Raw genomic sequence first — 18747 nt, 5'->3', positions numbered from 1 at the left:
TTATCGACTTGACGAGATCACTCTCTGTCAGTGGAACTTCAAGTATTGCGGGAGGAAAATCAGTGTTCGATCAATCCGGGGCGACGAATGGCACAGTATGGGACGTCTCATTCGACTTTGTGAGTGTCGGGAGCGGTGGCGGTGGGCTCGTCGCTGCATTGAAAGCCGAGGACGAGGGTCTGGATACGCTCGTCATCGAGAAGCAATCGTTGGTCGGTGGGTCCACCGCGATGTCCGGTGGCATGGTCTGGATGCCGAACAACCCCCTGATGCGAGCGAACGGCACAGACGACTCTTACCAGGACGCGCTCGCCTATTTCGATTCCGTGGTCGGTGACGGCGGGCCGGGCTCGTCGCCGGCTCGACGGCACGCATTTGTGACCGAGGGGCCCCGGATCGTGGGCTTCCTGCAGCGGCACGGCGTGAAGTTCGTGCCTGCTCCCGGCTGGGCCGACAACTATGACACTTACCAGGGCGGCAAAACCGAGGGACGATCGATCGAGTGTCCGCCCTTCGACGCCGGCAGGCTCGGAGAATGGGAGCACAAGATCCAACCGGGGATCACGGCAGGAATCGGTTTCGTTGCAGGAACTTACGAACTTCTGTCCCTGATGAACTTCAATAGGTCCGTTCCTGCGTTCGTTCGGACGGCGCGTATCTTCCTGCGGACCAAGCTCGCGCGCGTACGCAAGAAGACTCTCCTCGGCGGTGGAGCCGCACTGATCGGCAACTTGCTCGAGGCGACCTTGGACCGGGACGTCCCTATCTGGACGGACACCGCAGTCGTCGATCTGGTAACGGAGGGTGACCGAGTCGTCGGTGTGCGCGCCACAAGGGCCGGCAAGGATGTGTACATCCAGGCCCGTAAGGGCGTGCTTCTCGCAGCAGGCGGCTTCGCGCACAATCGGCAGATGCGCGAGATGTACGGTGGCGACCAGATCCCTCCGGGTGAGTGGACAATCGCGAACCGGGGCGACACCGGCGAGGTGCTCGCAGCTGCTATGCGGCTCGGTGCGCAGACCGACCTGATGGACGAGGCCTGGTGGCTCCCGCGCACGATGGGTGGGGGCGGTATCTCGACCTTGGACAACGCGCGGTGCCGTCCACGTACGATAATGGTCGACGCATCCGGGCAGCGCTTCGTGAACGAGGCCAACTCCAAGGTGCAGGTCGGCAAAGCAATGTTCGCCCGCGACAAGACCGCTCGGGCCATACCGTCCTGGCTCATCACCGACGACCGCTATCGACGCCGGTACAACCACACCCACTCGCTGCGACACTTGGGACGTTTTCCGAAGGAATGGCTGGCGACAGGATACGTAAAGTCTGCTCCCACTCTTGAGGATCTCGCTCGTTCCTGTGGCATCGACCCTCACGGACTGGAAGCGACGGTGCAGCGGTTCAACGCCCATGCCAGACAGGGCATCGATCCGGACTTTCATCGTGGAGAGTCCGAGTACAACCGTCTCAACGGTGACCCGGCCAACAAGCCGAACCCGACGCTCGGCCCGATCGAAGACGCACCGTTCTACGCGATCGAGTTGATACCCGCCGATGTCGGTACCTGCGGGGGTCTGGTAACCGATGAGCATGCCCAGGTTCTGGGGACCGACAACGAACCCATCACCGGTCTCTACGCCACCGGCAATACGACCGCCACCATCATGGGACGCACCTACATGAGCGCCGGCGGAAGCATCTCCAACAGCATCGTGTTCGGTTACCTCGCTGCAGCACATGCAGCACAGTGCACGAGCGAGACCGACGCGCGCCACACGTCCAGTGGGGACAGTGCTAGAGATTCGATTGGTGACGGTCCCAGACGGCTTTGAGTCGTCTCCATCCCCGGTGCGTGAGCTGTCGTCATCGGCCGTGGTGTCCAACGGGCGCCGATGCGCGGGATTCGCCGACATCAGTGGCAACATCGAATCGAAAGCTACCTGCACAACGTGCTGCGAAGTCGGACTCGATTCCCTGAGGTAGGAGAATGCTCTCATCTGCCTCCTGCGCACACTCAACTTTCCGCGGGCGATAAATCGTCATACCGATGTCCTGGCATGGTTCGACAGCGGCACAGGCCAACAGTGACTCGCGATGGACTACGACGATCTCGTCCGAGGGAACGACGGCGAGTGGCGTTTCACTCAGCGGAGCATTCGTTTGAGAGGGACGGTGACTCCCACGGAGCAACGCTAAGAACTAGCGGCCGTCACTGAGGTATTGTCCAAGTCGCCTGCACGGGTTGCGATCTGCACGCAGCGGTGAGCTTGTCGTTCAGGGGTCCGGCGACTTCGGCCTCGATGCTCTCGAATCCGCTGGCAGCGACTTCTTCGCGTCGTGAAAGTATTTGCAGCATAGAAGGCGCGATCAGCGCAGGTCCCTGCGATCAACGTGATTCTACGCTGGTAGATCGAGAATATCGTGCCTGCAATGTGCTGGTGACCTACGGTTCCCCAGTGGATCTGTGCATCTCGGTCGACGTGAAATCGACGTCGACCGATCACAGCGCCACTCGTTGAAGGCGCAGTCGTGCAATGTATCTAATCTGGATTCACATTCCGAGTTACCGTCGGTCGGTGCGGAGATCCGCGTCGACTCCATCCGTCACCCCCTGATTCTCAGCGTTTCACGATGGAGGACTTTTATGAAGTTGAACGCATCCACTGATACCGAAAGGTCGCGGTTCGGAATCCTACCGGTGATAGCTACCTGTCTGGTCATCGCGACATTGGAAGGGCTGGACATGATCATGTTCAGCGCGGTTCTGCCTACCCTCCTCGAGGAGGGTGAGTGGGGAATCACCGCGGCCACAGCCGGGTTGATCGGCAGCCTCTCGTTATTGGGCATGCTCGTGGGCGCGATCGTCGCCGGCTACGTCACGGACACCGTTGGGCGCAGACCTGTAATTCTCGCATGCGTCGTATTATTCAGCCTCTTCACGACACTTGGTGGGCTGGCCTCCAGCGCCACTCTGTTCGGGGTGTTCCGTTTCCTTGCGGGCGTCGGATTCGGCGGTGCCCTGCCCACCGTCATCGCGTTGACTATGGAGTATGTTCGAAAAGATCGCCGCCAGTTCTACAACGGTGTAGTCCAAACCGGCTTTACGCTCGGCGGCTGCCTAATCGCGCTGGCCGCGATGGTAGTGATCCCCTCCTACGGGTGGCGTCCGCTGTTTCTCATTGGCGGCGGACTTGGACTCGTCGTGCTCGCGATCGCGGCCAAGACCCTGCCCGAGTCGATCGCTTTTCTTGCTCGGACAGGTCGGGTCGAGGAGGTTAGCCGGATACAGATGCGTTATGGGGTGGAGGTGGAGGAGAACCCGCCGGCAAAAAATTCTGGCGGAGGATCCGGCGACCGAAGTCAGGCACTGCGGTTGATGTTCGGACCGCAGTATCGAGTCGCGTCGCTGCTCTTTCCGCTTATTTGCTTCTGCGGTCTCCTGGTCGCCTACGCGATGGGCACATGGATCCCCCAGATTCTCCGCGCCAGTGGCTATGACCTCGGATCGGCATTAACGTTTCTCATCGGGTTCAACCTGGGCAACGCAATGGGCATGGTGGTTATCAGCGGTCTCGCTGACCGATTCGGGTCGCGTCCGGTGATCTCTCTCGGGTTCGTCGCGGGAGCCGCGGCAGTGGTCCTGTTGACGTTGGAACCGGCACAGGCGATCGTGTTCGTACTTGTTCTGCTGATCGGTTTCTTCTCCTCATCGCAGACAGCTGTTTCAGGCTTCGTTGGGGTCTACTACCCGGATCGCGCAAGAGGCACAGCGCTGGGGTTATCCCTCGGGTTGGGTCGCCTAGGTGGTATCTGTGGACCGATCCTCACAGGTCTGATCGTTGGGTCATCGCTAGGGGTCGAATGGGCGTATTACATATTCGCAGTAGTCGGCGTACTCACGGCAGGTCTGGTTCTGCTGGTGCCTCGAATCAATCGTTCGACGAACGACGAAGAATACGGACCGACAGGTGAGCGGCCGACTGCGTCGGCAGAAGTGTAGCCCGGCAACCGAATAAAGCCCGTTGACCGATCGCTTCATCCTCAAACCGTTCGTGTGTTCCGGAGAACAGAAGGTTGCTTTGAGGAGGTGGTTCATTGTTCGTAGCAAGTCGTCACTTGTGGTAGAAGTCCGGTCCGGGTAACTGTCAGATTGCCCAGTAGCAGGCTGGCGGCTTCACTTGGAACGGAGTGGGGGCGAGGGCAGCGTCGAAAGCCCTGCAAGGGCAAGCGAAGATGCGGTCCGCAGCGTGAAGCGAAGACTGCGACGTTGTTAGAGGTCCCCCTCTTGGGGTGAAGGGAATGAGCTGGCGGCGTGGATGCAGAGGCTCCTTTGGCCGACGTCGCGGCACGCAGGTGGGAATCGAGACGGCCGAGGCTGAGGTTGCTGTCGATCGCGGCCGGGTCGCCCGGCATGCCCGCAGTGTCCATCTGCGTCTGGCCACTGTAGCTCCCGAGGTCGATGTCCTCGTAGTCGGCGTAAACCGGCGCACCACGCTCCGGCGCCCGCGTGATCTGAACGTATCTGTTTCATAGAGACGAAAGGTCTCCATAGCCGATCCGAACGGCCCAGGCTGGCACGTCATCCGTGGGAAAGATCGAGGTGAAGAGGCAACGTAATCGGCGCAGTACCTACAGACTGACCGAGACACTCCAGCCTGCGCAGTTCACCTGCCGTGAATCCGCGTCTCACAGACGTGGCGACCTGACTTGCCGGTATCCACGCGCTCGGTAGTGAACCCGAGCACCTCCATCATGGCCGCGGGCTGGGCCTTCAAATCCTGAGCTACCGCGACGAGATCGCGCGAGCTCCTTCGATGCCGCGTGCAACCTCATGCCCGACCCCCGGTTTATCGCGACCGCCACAAGTGTTCGTGGGAGGAAGTGACGCTCGCGCCACCTCGGTCCCGGTTTGACTCTCGCTCTTCCTACTCGAGGGATATCCGGGAGGCGTGCGTCGAGGACGAAGACACCACCGGCGGGGATAGCAATATGGCCCGCCGGTGGTGCGGCAGATCAAAAAATCAGCGGCCTGTCCAGACCGGCGCACGCTTTTCTGCGAACGCAGTGGGGCCTTCTTTGGCGTCTTCGCTGGAAAAGACGGTCGAGAATGCTGCGGCATTCTCGTCCCACACATCCTGCTCCCAGTCGGCACCGGTGGCCGTGCGATGAATCATCGCCTTCGACTCCCGGACCGAGATCGGTGCGTTCGCAGCGATCTGCTCGGCGAGTTCGAGTGCCACCTCGAGCGCGGTGCCGGCCGGCGCCACGCGGTTGACCAGTCCCAGCTCTTTGCCTTGGGCAGCGGTGATCGGCTCGCCGGTAAGGGCGAGCTCGAGGGCGACCTTCTTAGGGATCTGCTGCTGCAGACGGATCACGCCGCCTGCCGCGGCGAACAGTCCTCGTTTGACCTCGGGCAGTCCCAACTTCGCTTCCTCGTCCACCACGGCGAGGTCGCTGGCAAGGACCAGCTCGGTGCCGCCGCCGAGTGCGAAACCATTGACCGCAGCAATGGTCGGCTTGCTCACCCAATGCTGCACGTATCCGGCGAAGCCCCACTCGGGGTGGCCTTCGGCGGCGGTGTCCTGGCCGGCGGCAAGGGCTTTGAGATCGGCTCCGGCGCAGAATGCGCGGCCGGCGCCTGTGACCACGATGACACGGACCTCGTCGTCGGCTTCTGCTTTCTCCAGCAGTGTTCCCACGGCGGTCGACAAGGCTGAGTTGACGGCGTTCAGTGCCTTCGGACGGTTCAGAGTGATGACCGCGACGTTGCCGCGCCGCTCCCACAACGCTGCGGGAGCATCCACCTCGGTGCTTGTCATATGTATGGCTCCATAATGTCGAAGGAAGTGTTACTGATCGATCGTTAAACAAGTAGCATGCAGTAGAGCAGCCGGTCAATAAAATCACCCGATGTTCAAAGTAGTGCCCCGCGAATCGCAGTATGCAGTTTGGCGTCGATGCCGCCGCCGATGCGTTGAGGATCCCGGTTCGTCAACACGGAGGTGACTTCACCGACGACGCGCTCGACGTGCTCGTCACCGCCAGCGGCGGCTACCCGTATTTCCTGCAGGAGTTTGGCAAGGCCATCTGGAATCTCGCACCGGAGGCGAGCACACTGGTGCCGTCGACGATCGCACGGTTGACGACTTGTCCGTGACCGGAACGTTCACGCGCCCAGCGGGGTCAGTTGCCGAACAGTGCGTTCGCCAACGTTGTCTCGGCGGTGAGGTCGAAACTGCGGGCGGACTTACCTACCGCGACTTTGTATGTCCCTTCGGTAATGCGCCATTTTTTGGCAGTACCGTCGAAGCGGGCGAGTAGTCGCGGCTCGGCAATCAGTCGCACTCGATGTGATTCGCCGGGTTGTAGCTCGAGGCGTTCGAAGCCGAGCAGTCGCTGCCGCCGTTCGCCGACCGCTTCGGTGAGGTACAGCTGGGGTACGTCGACGCCGGGGCGGTCGCCTGTGTTGGTGACGGTGAACGTCGCCGTGACCGTCTCACCGCCGGTCACGTCGAGGTCGCGGTACTCGAAGGTGGTGTAGCTGAGTCCATGGCCGAAGGCGTACATGGGTGTGGCTCCGGTCTTGGCGAACCAGCGGTAACCGATCTCGGCGCCCTCGTTGTATTCGATCGTCACCGCGGTGCCCCACGGTGTCCCGAGCCCTGGCAGGTCCGGCCGGGGTGTCTGCTGGAGATCTGCCGGGAAGGTGATCGGCAGCCGGCCGGACGGGTTGACCGCGCCGGTGAGCACTTCGGCGATCGCCTGCCCGCCGGCCTGTCCCGGGTACCACGCCTGCACGATTGCTTTCACCTTGTCACACCATGGCATGGTCACGGGGTTTCCCGTCTCCAGCACCACCATGGTGTTCGCGTTGGCGGATGCTACTGCGTCGATGACAGCGTCCTGACCCCACGGCAGCGAGAGGTCGGCGTTGTCGAATCCCTCGCCCTCGACGCGAATCCCGAAGGCGATCACGAGGTCGGATCGTTTCGCGGTCAATGCTGCCTCTGCCGGGGTGTACCCGGGGTCGAAGTCGAACTGTGCCTGGGGTAAAGCTTTTTTCAGCTCCTGCAGGGGAGGGGGCGGGAGGAGGAACAAGTTGCGGTGTTTGCCCATGACGCCCGCTCCACCGATCTTGATCACATCGGCAAAGCCACCCACCGGGGCCACTGCCCCCGAGCCGGTGCCGCTGACCACCCCTTGCTGTGCGTAACCTCCGATGACCGCGATCGTGAGCGGCCTGTCCGTGGGGATCGGCAGCACACCGTCGTTCTTGAGCAGCACGATGCCTTGCCGCGCCCCTTCCAGCGCGATCTGGTTGTGCTCGGCCAGGTCGATCTGCGGAGCAGGGCCCCATCGGTCGACGCCCACGGCGAACAACGACCGCAAGATCCGGCGCACCATGTCCGAGAGCCGCTCGGCGGGTAGCCTGCCGTTGGCGTAGGCATCTTTGAGTTCGTCGATGAAGGGCTGTTTGCCCCACAGCATCGTGTCCGCCTGGATGCCTGATTCTTGGTCGAGGCCGTTGAGCGCGAATTGCCAGTCCAGGGTGGCTCCCCAGTCGGACATCACATACCCCGGGTAGTTCCAGGCGCCTTTGAGTACCTCGTTGAGCAGGTGGTGGTTGCCGCCGGCGTACTGGCCGTTGATCTTGTTGTAGCCACTCATGATCGCGCCGGGTTGTGAGCGTTCGATCGCGATCTGGAATGTCAACAGGTCCGATTCGCGATGCGCATCGGGCTCGATGAGCGCATCGAGCCAGTGGCGGTTGGTCTCGTTGCAGTTGAGCGAGTAGTGCTTCAGCGTCGAGACGACCTGCTGGCTCTGGATACCGTTGACCTGCTCGGCGGCGAGAATCGCGCTCAGGTAGGGATCTTCGGAGAAGTATTCGAAATTGCGGCCGTTGCGCGGGTCGCGTGCCAGATTGCAGCCACCGGCGAGCTGGACATTGAACCCCCGCACCCGCGCCTCACGGCCGATTGCCTCGCCACCCTCGCGCACCAGCTGCGGGTTGAAACTCGACCCCAGCGCAATCAACGACGGGAATGCCGTCGCGCCCTTATCATCCGGCCGATAACCCGGATTGGTCACACCCATGCTGGCATCGCTGCTCTGAATCGCCGGGATCCCCAGACGAGGCACACCTGGCGTATAACCCGCGCTCATGTTCGTGACCTCTTCCGGTATACGCGGATCCCGCGTACCCGCAGCCGTACTCCCCGGTACAGCCCCGAGGACACTGATGAGCAATGAGAACCGCTCCTCATCGGTCATGTGTTCCTCCGCCTCACGCGCTCGGCGGTCCGCCGTGGAGTCGGCTCTCTTGTCACCCAGCTTCGTCATAACCGAGGCTCCTCCGCATCAGGTGATCGTCCGACACCGCCAGGGGCGTCTCACCTCGGCCGTACCTTCGGCAGCCACGGGCACCAACCTGAGAGTTTGTTCCGGTACACAACCCCTGAGCGGGCCTCGGCACGGTGCGCATGGTCATCGTTGTCGTCCGTCCGCGCGTCGATAACTGATACGGACTGATTGTCCTCCGAAATCCCGCCCCGGGCATCCGTTCATCAGGCGTTATCTGCAGTTACTCGACCGCATCGACGCAGCAGAGGCGGCGACCCGGGAGACGGTCCGTGTCCGGGCGGCCGCGTATGGCTGCCCGCACGTCGACTACCGTGACGGCCGGTTCGCACGGGTGTTCTACGACATCGACAGCGGCGAGCTACTGGCACAAGAAATTTGTGACCATGACTGCAGAACCGTGTCGTCGGTGCAGTTGAGGTCGGCACACCGCGCGGTGGACTGCCTCCAGACCGATATCCCGATATCCCGATATGCCGATATGCGGTGCGTCCAGCCGATGGTCATTCACGAGATAGGTCGAGGCGTATCTGTCCGACGAACTCGACACCATCCTGACCTATTGAGGGCCCAGGCAGCCCGGGACTGAAGGGCATGTACGCGGTCTGTGGTGACGTGCCAGCGCCGAGTCGACGAAAGAGCGGCTATCGGCCGGCTACCGGGACAACGGTGAAAGCGCGAGCGAGGTGCGCACTCGTCGCTTCAGTGCCGCATCAGTCGGGTGAAAGCGCGCGGTCAGTACTGCCACAGGCGGGACACCGGGTGGAGACGAAGAAGGATCGGATGCGTTCGGTCGCCTCTCGGCGAAGCGCGCAGCACGGCTCCAGCCGAACGGAACTCCGTGAAGGCAAAGGGTTGAGCCCGGGGGACACGAAAACGCACCCGATCCGGCCAGTGCAACGCGACCGTACGTCAGCCTATTCCCGCGGGGATTCTGTAGCGGTCCTGACCGTGTGAGCTGCGCCAGTGGCTCGGATTCAGGAGTTTATGAATCTGCGTCGGCACGCATGCGTGCCGCGCGTGAAATGCATGCACACGTCGCAGGCCACGCATGCATCGTGGATCGGCCAATCAAACAGCGTGCAAGGTCCGGGGTTCTTCACGAACGAGGAATGCCTGGGCTCACAGCTCCGGGTCGGGCCCGGCCTGGGGACTGGGGACTGGGGTCGGGTGGCTCCCAGGTGGCCGCGGTTGTACTACCGCCGGTGTGCCGGGCTTCGCGTGGTGTGGGTGACCGGACACGGCGGCGCGCAGAGCGGAGAGCAACGCCTCCTGCCCGCCGACATCACGACCGACCTGCCGCGCGTAGCGGTGCCGCTATCGGCAGGTGGTCGGCTCGCGTGAGGGTCGGCGACGTAGCGGCGGATGAGGCCGGACAGACGCGCCGGGGCGATGGCCATCCCGTCGATGCGCTGACCGCGGTCGAGCATGGTGACCAGCTCGTGCAGCGCTCGGGCTGTGTCTTTGCGAGCGCCTGTGCGGGCAGAGTGCAATTTTCAGTCGGACAGCCGGTCTCGGTGTTGATGGGTGATTGTCAGCAGGGTGCACAAGTCGGCGATGTCCTTGGTGGCGAGGCTGTGGCGCCAGGTGAGTGCCTCGAGCACCATCGCCTGCTCGATTGCCGGGCACCGGCCCCTCGAAACGCACGGTCTCGCCGGTCGTCAGCCGTGCACGCACCTGAACCTGAATCAGGCCGGGGATGGCATCGAAACCGCACGCGGCGTTGTCGATGCGTTCGAGCCGGAGACCGCCGATGTCGGGAATCCACGGGTCTACGGACAGGGGAGTGTCGTCACCGGAGGGCGCCTGGTAGCGGTTGCCGGTCACAAGTCGATAGCCCCGGGCGAGCAGTGCGGTGTGGAAGGTGGCGTCGGCCGCGGCGACGGTCTCATGCCGGTATCGGTGTCGGCGGTGACTCGGGCAGCGGGTCGCTACGAATGATCCTCCGGGTGCCCGTGTGCTAGCATCGTTCACATCATGATCAGCCCGTTGCCGCAAGGCGCGGGCTGATTTTCTATTTTAGGAACCTCATGGTGGAGTACACGAAGCCCTGGCTATCTCTCGAGCAACAGGCCGAGCAGTTGGCGAGCAGCGGAGTCGAGGTGGGCGACCGAGACCGTGCGGCTGCACTTCTGAAGGCGGTCGGCTACTACCGGCTCACCGGCTACCTCTACCCGTTTCGGAAGTCCGAGTCGTACTTGAGTGGCGATGGTCGCACACGTACGCGCGTGCTCAGCGGTTATAGACCGGGCACCACCTTGGACCATGCGCGGTCGATCATCGACTTCGACCGGCAACTGCGCATGCTCGTGATGGACGGCCTCGAACGTATCGAGGTCGCGGTACGGATGCAGATCGGCTATGTGCTCGGCCGCACTTCACCCTTCGCGCATATCGACTCAGCCAACTTCACGGCAACGTTCACGAGTGAAGGTACCGATCCTGTCACCGGCAAGCCGACACCCAGCTCTTATACGACATGGCTTCAACGAGTTGATGAGCGGCGAGCACACTCCGACGAGCGATTCGTCGCCTACTTCCGGGAGAAGTATGACGACCGGATACCGGTCTGGGCGCTTACCGAGATTCTCGAGCTGGGCCAGCTCTCAGTCCTGTACAGAGGACTGCGCCAGCAGGACGCCGAAGAGATCGCTCTGGCGTTCGGAGTACCGACAAAGAAGCTCATGGTCAGTTGGCTCGCCAGCTTGAACTACGTGCGGAACGTAGCAGCACACCACGCTCGGCTGTTCAACCGAAAGCTCCAGTACGCACCAGCGCGACCCAAGATAGGGCGTGTGCCGCTCCTTGACCACCTCCGGCATGAGGAAACCGCCAAAAGGATCTTCGGTACGTACAACGCACTCGCCGTGATCGCCTACCTCCTGGCGTCGATCGATGCCGAGACGCAGTGGCAACGGCGACTCGTAGCACTGTTGCACACGTTCCCTACCTCGCATGTGTTGTCGACCAGCTCGATGGGGGTCCCGCTTGAGTGGGAGTCTCTCGATCTTTGGAGTCCATGCCGGACAATCGATCCGGGCCGTGATCGTTTCGATCATGACCTGAGTCGAGCAGGGCTGCCTACTTCCGGTCCGAGTTGATCATCGCTGCGATCGTTCTGTGGCTTCGATGGTCCACAGGACTGGTCCTAGTCGCGTGCGGCGTCCGTACGCGCCGGCAATCGCGTCGATGACGCTGTTCCTTGTTGGGCGAGGCGATCATTGATCCCCGTGACCGTCGATGTGATCGGGCACAGCTACTTCGGAGTGTTGAGTCCAGGGATGCCGAGTTCTGTCTGTACTGCTTCGAGATAGCCGGCACGGGCTTCCGATGTAACGTGAGCTTGGGCGGCAAATTCTTCTTGGGAGCGCGCTACTTCCGCTGTGGCGACGTTGCTGAGGTCGTACATCTGGTCGTTCGTCAGGTAAAGGATCACTTTGGATGCCTCAGCGACTTTCACCACGACTTGAACGGCAGCTTCGGCGACTTGGGGTGGAACCCAGCAGTTGTACGGCTGAAAGCTTGGCGTACAGATCGACAGTGTGGTCGGTGAGAGGTTGCGTGGCTGCCATGATGGCGGCCTCGCGCTGTTCGGCATTGAGCGGGATTTCAGGATTGAGTGCCTGAGACAGTTGTCCCGCGAATTGCGATACTTGGTCGGCCACGACGAGAAAATCCGTGTAGACCTGCTGGCGCTGGGCCTTCCAGAACTCGTTGTTCGACTGGGTAATAGCGGCTTCTGCTTGTTCTGATGAGTTGACAAGGTTGAACACTCCCGCGCTGACGGAACCGAGGAGAGTGCCGGCAATGGCCATGCTCGCAACCACGATGCTGAGCCGGTACTCGCGGCGCTGCGGCTCCAGCGGTTGGGTCGGGCGTGTCGGTCCGCGTGGTGCCAGCCGCTGCACGCTCGGATCACGCAGTCGGGTCGTGCGGTTGAAGACCGCCATTTCACCCCTTACCTCGGCCTTCTTGCTCAGATCGCTGTCCTGGCCGCTATTCGCGTCTGTCAGGGAATTCCGGTAGGGCGCGTTGCGATGTCCTTCGCCTCGGCGGGGCTCACCCCGACTATGCGCAGCATCGCCGAGCACAGATTTCGTCCATGTTGTCGGGGGCCTGCGCCGCGACCTCCGTGGTGGAACGTCGACAGCAGAGCCGAACACGCACGCGGTTGCGATAGCAATGCCGGTGGCTGGTAGCTCAGTGTCCGGTGATGGCGTTGTAGCAGAACAGTTCTCTGCCAACGCTTTGAGCGTGTTTCTGCGCTGGCTCGAGCATCGTCTCTTCGGGAAATGGATTATTTGTCTAATGGATTATTTGTCTTCTGCTCCTTGACCTGATGGGACCGGATTCGTCCCGGCCCGTACCCAAGAGTGACCCTGCTGCGCTCAGGACGGATGCGTAGTCGACTACCTGAATCTGACGCATCCGGATGACCGGCCCGCACACGTCCGCCCATGATGAAGGATCGCCGTGACGCGTCGTGCGGCGTGACAGAAAGGACCGTGCGGTGCCTGATCCCGCAAGTAGCTACCAGCGCCATGCCCGGGAAGTCGAGGAGACGGTGGTCCTCCTCCGCAACCGGCTTCTGCAATTACGTGCTGAGGTGGATGAGTGGCCGGATGCACGACACGGTCTGCGCGTCGCCGAGTCCGGGGACAGTGCAGACGCGGACGAACTAGCGGCGGTCGTGGCTGCGGAGATTCGTGATGCGCGAGCAGCACTGGCACACGTCGATGCCGCGCTCCGATCTGCATGGGATGCGGTGAGTCGGCTATACGTGCTGTGATTGATCTCCGATCGATGTGAGTGATTACCGACTCGGAAAGCTGCGGTCCGGAGTTTGTCCCCGCCGGTTGTGACCGGCGTACGTCGCAAGATCATCGAGGTTAACAACGACAGCGACCTCACCTACTGTGGCCCTCGCGTGAACCACCCCGCGCCCGTCTGTCGCCGACACCGTCAACGATGGATCCCGCCATGAGGGCATAAGCATGGGCAGACGACTGTGTGGGACGGTCTGTCTGGCTCGATCGGTTGCGGTCGCTAGTGTGCTTTGACTTTGGTCAGGGTGCGGCAGTCGGGGCTACCAGCCATATGCGCGCGATGTGTTTGGTCTCAAACAGTCCGTCCTCGCCTTCTGCCACCGATTGGTGCGGACTCCTGTTTCCTTTCCGCCGTGTAATCGGAGAGGCTTACTTTCTGCGGGTTTGCCTGGCGACGGTCAATCCGGTGAGGCATAGCGCGGCTGAGGACAGTGCGGTCAGCCACAGGCCCCATCCGATCTGTACTCCGACTGTCCGGTCGAAGACTTCGGTGCTCATCGAACTGACGTCCATGATGTCCACGAGGGAGATCACCAGGCAGATGACGCCGGCTATGACACCGAGCCAGCGATCACCGATGCGGGACTTGCCTCCGCGGGCGAGGATAGAGAACAACGCGATGGCGGCGACGATGCCCAGTGCCAGGGTGATGCCACCATCGCCATCGATGCCGTTCTTTGAGAACGCCATAAACGATGCCCACGGTCCGATGCTGCCAATGATGATCCCGACGCTGGCGGCGATGGCTGCGATGAGATTGGGCAAGTAGTTGGTGGCGGGCGTTGAGGTCGTGAACTGCGCCGGTCCGCTGCCGGCGGTCTGGCCCAGGGGAGGCGCGAACGCCTGAGCGGTCGCGAGTGGATCAGTGTGGGTGGGGATGCTCATCGCGGTGGCGAGTGGGTCGGCCTGTGCGGGAGCTGCTGGAGCGGGCGCCGGGGTGGTCGTCTCGGTCCAGTTCTGCCCGTCCCACCACCGGAGTTGCGCTGGGGTGGCGGGATCGGGATACCAACCGGGGGAAGTGCTCATCGGGCATCGGTACTTTCTCTTGATTCTGCACTCGTGAATCGAGCATCAGTACCTGCTGCGTTACTCCTGTAACCGGACGTAACGGGCATTGAGAGTGTGCACTCGTGTTTGTCGTCGCAGTCGGTGTAACAGGGCTGGAGAGCTGACGGATATAGCTATGCGGACAACGTTTGTGCGAGGGCAGGGCCGGTCTGTGGACTCCGCGGGCCATCGTTGATACTGCAAGTAGCTGCGAGTCGGGCGCGGCGGCCGGGATGAACCAGCACAGACACGTCCGTGAAGGTGTCGATAAGTCTCTGCGGTGCAGAGAAGTCCCGGCGCCACCTGTCCGATCAATCGGCCCATGTGGAGTGGGTTGGCGCAGAGAAAGGTCATCACGCTCGATGACACAGCCGCCGCAATGGGGCTCGAACCGGGACGACAACGCATACGGCTCGTACGGAAATGACGACCAGCCGACCGCTCAGTATCCGCGTATCAACGATGCCCCGCCGCCTCCGCCCCATATGCCCACCCAGCAGCCGCAGCCGGTACCGCAGCAGCCTGCTCAGATGCCGCCTCCGAGCTACCCGCCTCCGACGGGTTACCCCATCCCTGCACCGCCGGCGCGGAACTCCAATGCGGCCGTGTGGGTCGTGGTGGCGCTCCTGGCCGTCGTGGTACTCGGTCTCGTCGGCTACATCTGGCTGTGGCCGCAGATCGTCAACGACGACTCCGCAGCCGGCCCCTCGACGTCGACCTCGACCGTTGTCGTTCCGGCACCCGGTGCCGGCCCCGCCCCGGCACAAGGTGGCGGACCTGCGCCGGCGGAAAGCGTCCCCTCCTATTCGACACCGTGCGCGAGCGTGTTCGGTAGCTCGAGTTTCGGGACGTCCGCTGTGGGGAGCACAGTGACCTCCTGCGAGTTCGCCGAGGAGGTGCGCGCCGCCTACCTGCGGCAAGGCGTGCGCAACGGAACGGTGTCGATCGACGCCTACAGTCCTGTCACCGGCCGTACGTACACCATGACGTGCTCGGGCAGCGCGGTCGTCACGTGCACCGGCGGCAACGACGCTGTGGTGTACCTCTACTGATATGAGCAGCCCTTCACGTCCGGTTCGCCGCGCATCGCGATGGACAACTGCACTCGTGACGCTCGCCGGAATCGCTCTGGGCGGTTGCAGTTCACCCACCCAGAACGAACCGGATGTGGTCGTCATCGAGACGATCACCGCACCTGCCGTCCCTGCTCCAGCAGCATCCCCCGATGCTGCTGGGGCAGCGGTGGGTGGCCTCGACCAGTTCGGCGCCTTCGCTCAGCAACTGGCCGCGCGCGTGGGGTTGGCGATCGTTCCTGTCGGTGGTGGGCAGGCGCTGACCGGGGGTGACTACATGAGTGACGTGGCGTGGTCGACGATCAAGGTGCCGTTGGCTATGGCGGCGTTGGCGTCTGATCCCACTCAAGTCGACAATGCGACTGCGGCGCTTACTGTCTCGGATAATTCTGCTGCTCAGGCGATGTGGGACTCGCTGGGGTCCGGGGTTGCAGCGGCTACCGCGGTGCAACAGGTTCTGGCGGGCTACGGGGATGTCACCACGATGGTGCAACCGGAGGTTGTCCGTCCCGGATACACCGCGTTCGGGCAGACCGTGTGGCCGTTGGTCGATCAGGCACAGTTCGCTGCAGCGATGCCCTGCCGCGACGACGCAGCGGCGGTGCTCTCTTTGATGGGGCAAATTTCGCCTGATCAGTCCTGGGGTCTGGGACGGCTCCCCGGGGCTCATTTCAAGGGCGGTTGGGGACCGGACGAATCCGGTGGGTATCTGGTTCGGCAGTTCGGCGTCGTTGATACCGCGTCGGGTCAGGTTGCTGTGTCCGTCGCGGTCGCGCCCGATTCAGGGACATTCGAGGACGGCATTGCGGTGCTCGACCAGGTCGCTACCTGGCTTGCGCCGCGCCTTGCGGCCTTGAATGTCGGTACTGTGTGCTGACTTCCGGACGCACCCCAATAGATCCGTGAGCGGCGAGCCTGACTGCCGCGGGGAACTCGGCGTTCAGGTGCGTGGACGATACTGTCGCGCTTCTGATCGTGGGTGACGCTGCCTCCTTTGCTCCCGCCCGTGGTGGCTCGACCTACGGTTCGACGAAGTTCATAGGGAAGACGAACTCGAAGCGCTCGTCGGACGGGAGATCCAGGTGACGTTGTTGCTCTTCACGTGCGTGCACGATGTCGTTGGCGTTGAAACGCCTGGGTGGCCCGGTGCGATAGTCCAGTCATAGTCAGTCTGCGTGGTCGTCCTGCTGAAGAGCACGGTGAGGTCGTCGACTGTCCTACTCGACCGGAGATCTTCATCATGGCCAAGACCCACGCGTTGTTGGCGGTCCTGTTCACCTGCGTTCTCGCAGTGGGTGGCTGTGCCAGCGACAACGGCGACACACAAGATCCGTCGGAAACGACTGCAACGTCTTCGACTCCCGCCCCCACCTCCCCGTCGATGTCAACCACAATGACTCCCAGTGCGGTGCCGCCTCCAGCTCCCTCATCGGAGCCTGCCGTGGCGCCCGCTCCAGCACCGGTCACATTCGAGTGCGGTGATCCGACGATGTACGACTATGGCACCGCTTTGTACTCGGACGGCACCATCGGCTACGAAGCCAGCTGCGACACCCGACCGGCCGAGCCGGTTCTGCAGTACTGCGACTACGGCGGTGTCGCGGTCTACACGGATGGTAGTTACTCGACGACCGATCCCGCGTGCGCCAAACCTGCGCCAGCGCCGTCGTCCGGGGATTCGGGGTATCCATACGATCCGAGCCAAGATCGCAATGGAGACGGCGTCGTCAGCGGCTACGAGCGTTGTGGCACCGCCTGCGGCGAAGCGCCCACCAGCGGAGAAACTCAAATGCGGAACGGGTGTGAAGAAGGTTGGATCGATCCGCAGACGTGCGCGCAGGCAGGCTACTGACAGCACAGTTCGTAGAGCGTCGGTCGTTTCCAGCCGATTCACATCGTCGCGGCGATGCGGAGACGTGCTGCGACAGACTAGTCGAGTGGGCTGTAAGGCTGGGTGCACTCGCGGTGCCGGGATATCGACAGCGTTGATCCCTCGCCGTGATGTGAGAGTCGTATGCGTCGGTATCCCGCGGGCATTGTGCCGCCAGCGAGAAGGGCGCTGCGATAGAGAATGCATCCGTGGTCCATGGCGCAGACAAGCGCTACTGGGTGGCTTGCCGACGTCGGGATCGGTGTTTATCGAGGTTAGCTACTCCCAGTGCTTGCGGAGCTCGGTCTTGGCGATCGTGCGGACGTGCACTTCGTCGGGGCCGTCGAAAATCCGCATCGCTCGGTGCCAGCCGTACATCGCAGCGAGCGGCACATCGTCGCTGACCCCGGCACCACCGTGCACCTGGATGGCACGATCGATGACCTCGAGAGCGACGCGGGGGACCGCCACCTTCGCTGCGGACACATATGGTGCTGCCGCCTTGTTGCCGTGCTCGTCGATCGTCTTGGCGGCGAGCTGGCACAGCAAACGCGCCTGGTCGAGCGCGATGCGGGATTCGGCGATCTGCTGTTGGATCACCCCTTGCTCGGCGAGCGGCTTGCCGAAGGCGACGCGCGCTCGGGCGCGGGTGGTCATCAACGCCAGAGCGCGTTCGGAGGCGCCGAGTGCGCGCATGCAGTGATGGATGCGTCCCGGGCCCAGACGGGCCTGCGCGACCGCGAAACCGGCACCTTCCTCTCCCAGCAGGTTCTCGGCGGGGACACGGACGTCGTCGTAGACGACCTCGCAGTGTCCGTGCTGGTCGTAACGGCCGAAGACCGGGACGTCGCGGACCACGGTGACCCCGGGGGTGTCGACGGGGACGAGGATCATGGACTGCTGGCGGTGCGGCGGGGCGCTGGGATCAGTCTTGCCCATGACGATCAGGATCGTGCACCGCGGGTCGGCGGCACCGCTGGTCCACCACTTGCGTCCGTTGATGACGTAGTGGTCACCGTCGCGCTCGATGCGGGTCTCGATGTTGGTGGCATCGGAACTCGCGACGTTCACCTCGGTCATCGAGAACGCCGAGCGGATCTTCCCGTCGAGGAGCGGGTCGAGCCACTGCTTCTTCTGTTCATCCGTGCCGAAGAGATGGAGCAATTCCATGTTCCCGGTGTCGGGTGCCTGGCCGTTGGTGACTTCGGGGGCCAGATGCAGGCTCCATCCGGTCACCTCGGCGAGTGAGGCGTAGTCGAGCTGGCCGATGCCGGATTCTGCGGGGAGAAAGAGGTTCCACAGTCCGCGCGCGCGTGCCTCCTTCTTGAGTTCCTCGACGACGGGCGGCACGGTGTGGTCGTCGGGTCCGGCCTGTCGGCGGTATTCCTCGTATGCGTGTTCGGCGGGGAATACGTGGCTGTGCATGAAGTCGACAAGCTTGTCGCGAAGCTCCAGAGCCTTGTCGGAGGGGCGAAGATCGAGGGCAGCCGGGTCGACCGGCGTGTGTCCGAGTGCGTTGAGGTGAGAAGTCATGGGAGTCCTTCGTGGTGGAGTGCCCGGTGGCGCGGTG

At 62.8% G+C, this 18747-nt stretch carries 15 protein-coding genes; 9 read left to right on the top strand and 6 right to left on the bottom strand.

The window, feature by feature from the left end; genetic code table 11:
- The first annotated feature begins 62 nt into the window (after window positions 1–62).
- Window positions 63–1832, top strand: coding sequence for an FAD-binding protein (locus tag ACNJ7K_RS24095; protein ID WP_487042306.1), 1770 nt, complete (start codon window positions 63–65; stop codon window positions 1830–1832).
- 812 nt (window positions 1833–2644) lie between these two features.
- A complete protein-coding gene (locus tag ACNJ7K_RS24090) occupies window positions 2645–4000 on the top strand; it encodes an MFS transporter (RefSeq protein WP_487042305.1) in 1356 nt (451 codons plus the stop codon).
- Between the two features lie 1021 nt (window positions 4001–5021).
- On the opposite strand, the gene ACNJ7K_RS24085 is transcribed toward ACNJ7K_RS24090, so the two are convergent.
- The gene (locus ACNJ7K_RS24085; protein WP_487042304.1) at window positions 5022–5819 is read right to left on the bottom strand and encodes a crotonase/enoyl-CoA hydratase family protein; all 798 of its coding nucleotides are present in this window, start codon (window positions 5817–5819) and stop codon (window positions 5022–5024) included.
- Window positions 5820–5941: 122 nt separating this feature from the next.
- On the opposite strand from ACNJ7K_RS24085, the gene ACNJ7K_RS24080 reads away from it, so the two are divergent.
- Entirely contained in the window at window positions 5942–6157 is a 216-nt protein-coding gene (locus ACNJ7K_RS24080; protein ID WP_487042303.1) for a hypothetical protein, read from the top strand.
- A 26-nt stretch (window positions 6158–6183) separates the two neighbouring features.
- Here ACNJ7K_RS24080 and ACNJ7K_RS24075 read toward each other — a convergent pair whose 3' ends face one another.
- A complete protein-coding gene (locus ACNJ7K_RS24075) occupies window positions 6184–8274 on the bottom strand; it encodes a beta-glucosidase (protein ID WP_487042302.1) in 2091 nt (696 codons plus the stop codon).
- A 1629-nt stretch (window positions 8275–9903) separates the two neighbouring features.
- On the opposite strand from ACNJ7K_RS24075, the gene ACNJ7K_RS24070 reads away from it, so the two are divergent.
- Window positions 9904–10302, top strand: coding sequence for a hypothetical protein (locus ACNJ7K_RS24070; RefSeq protein ID WP_487042301.1), 399 nt, complete (start codon window positions 9904–9906; stop codon window positions 10300–10302).
- An 89-nt stretch (window positions 10303–10391) separates the two neighbouring features.
- Window positions 10392–11462 carry an Abi family protein gene (locus ACNJ7K_RS24065; protein WP_487042300.1) on the top strand — a complete coding sequence of 357 codons (1071 nt, stop codon included), beginning with the start codon at window positions 10392–10394 and terminating at the stop codon, window positions 11460–11462.
- A 155-nt stretch (window positions 11463–11617) separates the two neighbouring features.
- On the opposite strand, the gene ACNJ7K_RS24060 is transcribed toward ACNJ7K_RS24065, so the two are convergent.
- Window positions 11618–11824, bottom strand: coding sequence for a hypothetical protein (locus ACNJ7K_RS24060; RefSeq protein WP_268655834.1), 207 nt, complete (start codon window positions 11822–11824; stop codon window positions 11618–11620).
- The gene (locus ACNJ7K_RS24055) at window positions 11808–12311 is read right to left on the bottom strand and encodes a hypothetical protein (protein ID WP_139000140.1); all 504 of its coding nucleotides are present in this window, start codon (window positions 12309–12311) and stop codon (window positions 11808–11810) included. The genes ACNJ7K_RS24060 and ACNJ7K_RS24055 overlap by 17 nt, the downstream gene beginning before the upstream one ends.
- 560 nt (window positions 12312–12871) lie before the next feature.
- Between ACNJ7K_RS24055 and ACNJ7K_RS24050 the strand changes: the two genes are divergently transcribed.
- A complete protein-coding gene (locus ACNJ7K_RS24050; protein ID WP_487042299.1) occupies window positions 12872–13150 on the top strand; it encodes a hypothetical protein in 279 nt (92 codons plus the stop codon).
- A 406-nt stretch (window positions 13151–13556) separates the two neighbouring features.
- Here the strand turns inward: ACNJ7K_RS24050 and ACNJ7K_RS24045 are convergent, their stop codons facing one another.
- Window positions 13557–14213: a DUF2510 domain-containing protein gene (locus ACNJ7K_RS24045; RefSeq protein WP_206022915.1), complete on the bottom strand. Its 657-nt coding sequence runs from the start codon at window positions 14211–14213 to the stop codon at window positions 13557–13559.
- Between the two features lie 383 nt (window positions 14214–14596).
- On the opposite strand from ACNJ7K_RS24045, the gene ACNJ7K_RS24040 reads away from it, so the two are divergent.
- The 3 genes from ACNJ7K_RS24040 to ACNJ7K_RS24030 all read left to right on the top strand — a co-directional run bounded on the left by ACNJ7K_RS24040 (window position 14597) and on the right by ACNJ7K_RS24030 (window position 17159).
- Entirely contained in the window at window positions 14597–15286 is a 690-nt protein-coding gene (locus tag ACNJ7K_RS24040) for a hypothetical protein (protein WP_268655836.1), read from the top strand.
- Between the two features lie 55 nt (window positions 15287–15341).
- Window positions 15342–16184: a serine hydrolase gene (locus ACNJ7K_RS24035; RefSeq protein WP_240794966.1), complete on the top strand. Its 843-nt coding sequence runs from the start codon at window positions 15342–15344 to the stop codon at window positions 16182–16184.
- Window positions 16185–16796: 612 nt separating this feature from the next.
- Window positions 16797–17159 carry a hypothetical protein gene (locus ACNJ7K_RS24030; protein ID WP_240794965.1) on the top strand — a complete coding sequence of 121 codons (363 nt, stop codon included), beginning with the start codon at window positions 16797–16799 and terminating at the stop codon, window positions 17157–17159.
- A 297-nt stretch (window positions 17160–17456) separates the two neighbouring features.
- Here the strand turns inward: ACNJ7K_RS24030 and ACNJ7K_RS24025 are convergent, their stop codons facing one another.
- Window positions 17457–18710, bottom strand: coding sequence for an acyl-CoA dehydrogenase family protein (locus tag ACNJ7K_RS24025; RefSeq protein WP_138998927.1), 1254 nt, complete (start codon window positions 18708–18710; stop codon window positions 17457–17459).
- Between the last annotated feature and the right edge of the window lie 37 nt (window positions 18711–18747).

The organism is Rhodococcus shunpengi (assembly GCF_048381395.1).
Classification (GTDB): Bacteria; Actinomycetota; Actinomycetes; order Mycobacteriales; family Mycobacteriaceae; genus Rhodococcus.
The sequence above is the reverse complement of the archived record's forward strand: the minus strand, read 5'-3'. Positions and strand labels throughout refer to the sequence as shown.

Coding starts and splice junctions, on each gene's coding strand:
- ACNJ7K_RS24090 (WP_487042305.1), top strand. CDS start 2,645: ATGAAGTTGAACGCATCCACTGATACCGAAAGGTCGCGGTTCGGAATC.
- ACNJ7K_RS24085 (WP_487042304.1), bottom strand. CDS start 5,819: ATGACAAGCACCGAGGTGGATGCTCCCGCAGCGTTGTGGGAGCGGCGC.
- ACNJ7K_RS24080 (WP_487042303.1), top strand. CDS start 5,942: ATGCAGTTTGGCGTCGATGCCGCCGCCGATGCGTTGAGGATCCCGGTT.
- ACNJ7K_RS24075 (WP_487042302.1), bottom strand. CDS start 8,274: ATGACCGATGAGGAGCGGTTCTCATTGCTCATCAGTGTCCTCGGGGCT.
- ACNJ7K_RS24065 (WP_487042300.1), top strand. CDS start 10,392: ATGGTGGAGTACACGAAGCCCTGGCTATCTCTCGAGCAACAGGCCGAG.
- ACNJ7K_RS24055 (WP_139000140.1), bottom strand. CDS start 12,311: ATGGCGGTCTTCAACCGCACGACCCGACTGCGTGATCCGAGCGTGCAG.
- ACNJ7K_RS24045 (WP_206022915.1), bottom strand. CDS start 14,213: ATGAGCACTTCCCCCGGTTGGTATCCCGATCCCGCCACCCCAGCGCAA.
- ACNJ7K_RS24040 (WP_268655836.1), top strand. CDS start 14,597: ATGACACAGCCGCCGCAATGGGGCTCGAACCGGGACGACAACGCATAC.
- ACNJ7K_RS24030 (WP_240794965.1), top strand. CDS start 16,797: ATGTACGACTATGGCACCGCTTTGTACTCGGACGGCACCATCGGCTAC.
- ACNJ7K_RS24025 (WP_138998927.1), bottom strand. CDS start 18,710: ATGACTTCTCACCTCAACGCACTCGGACACACGCCGGTCGACCCGGCT.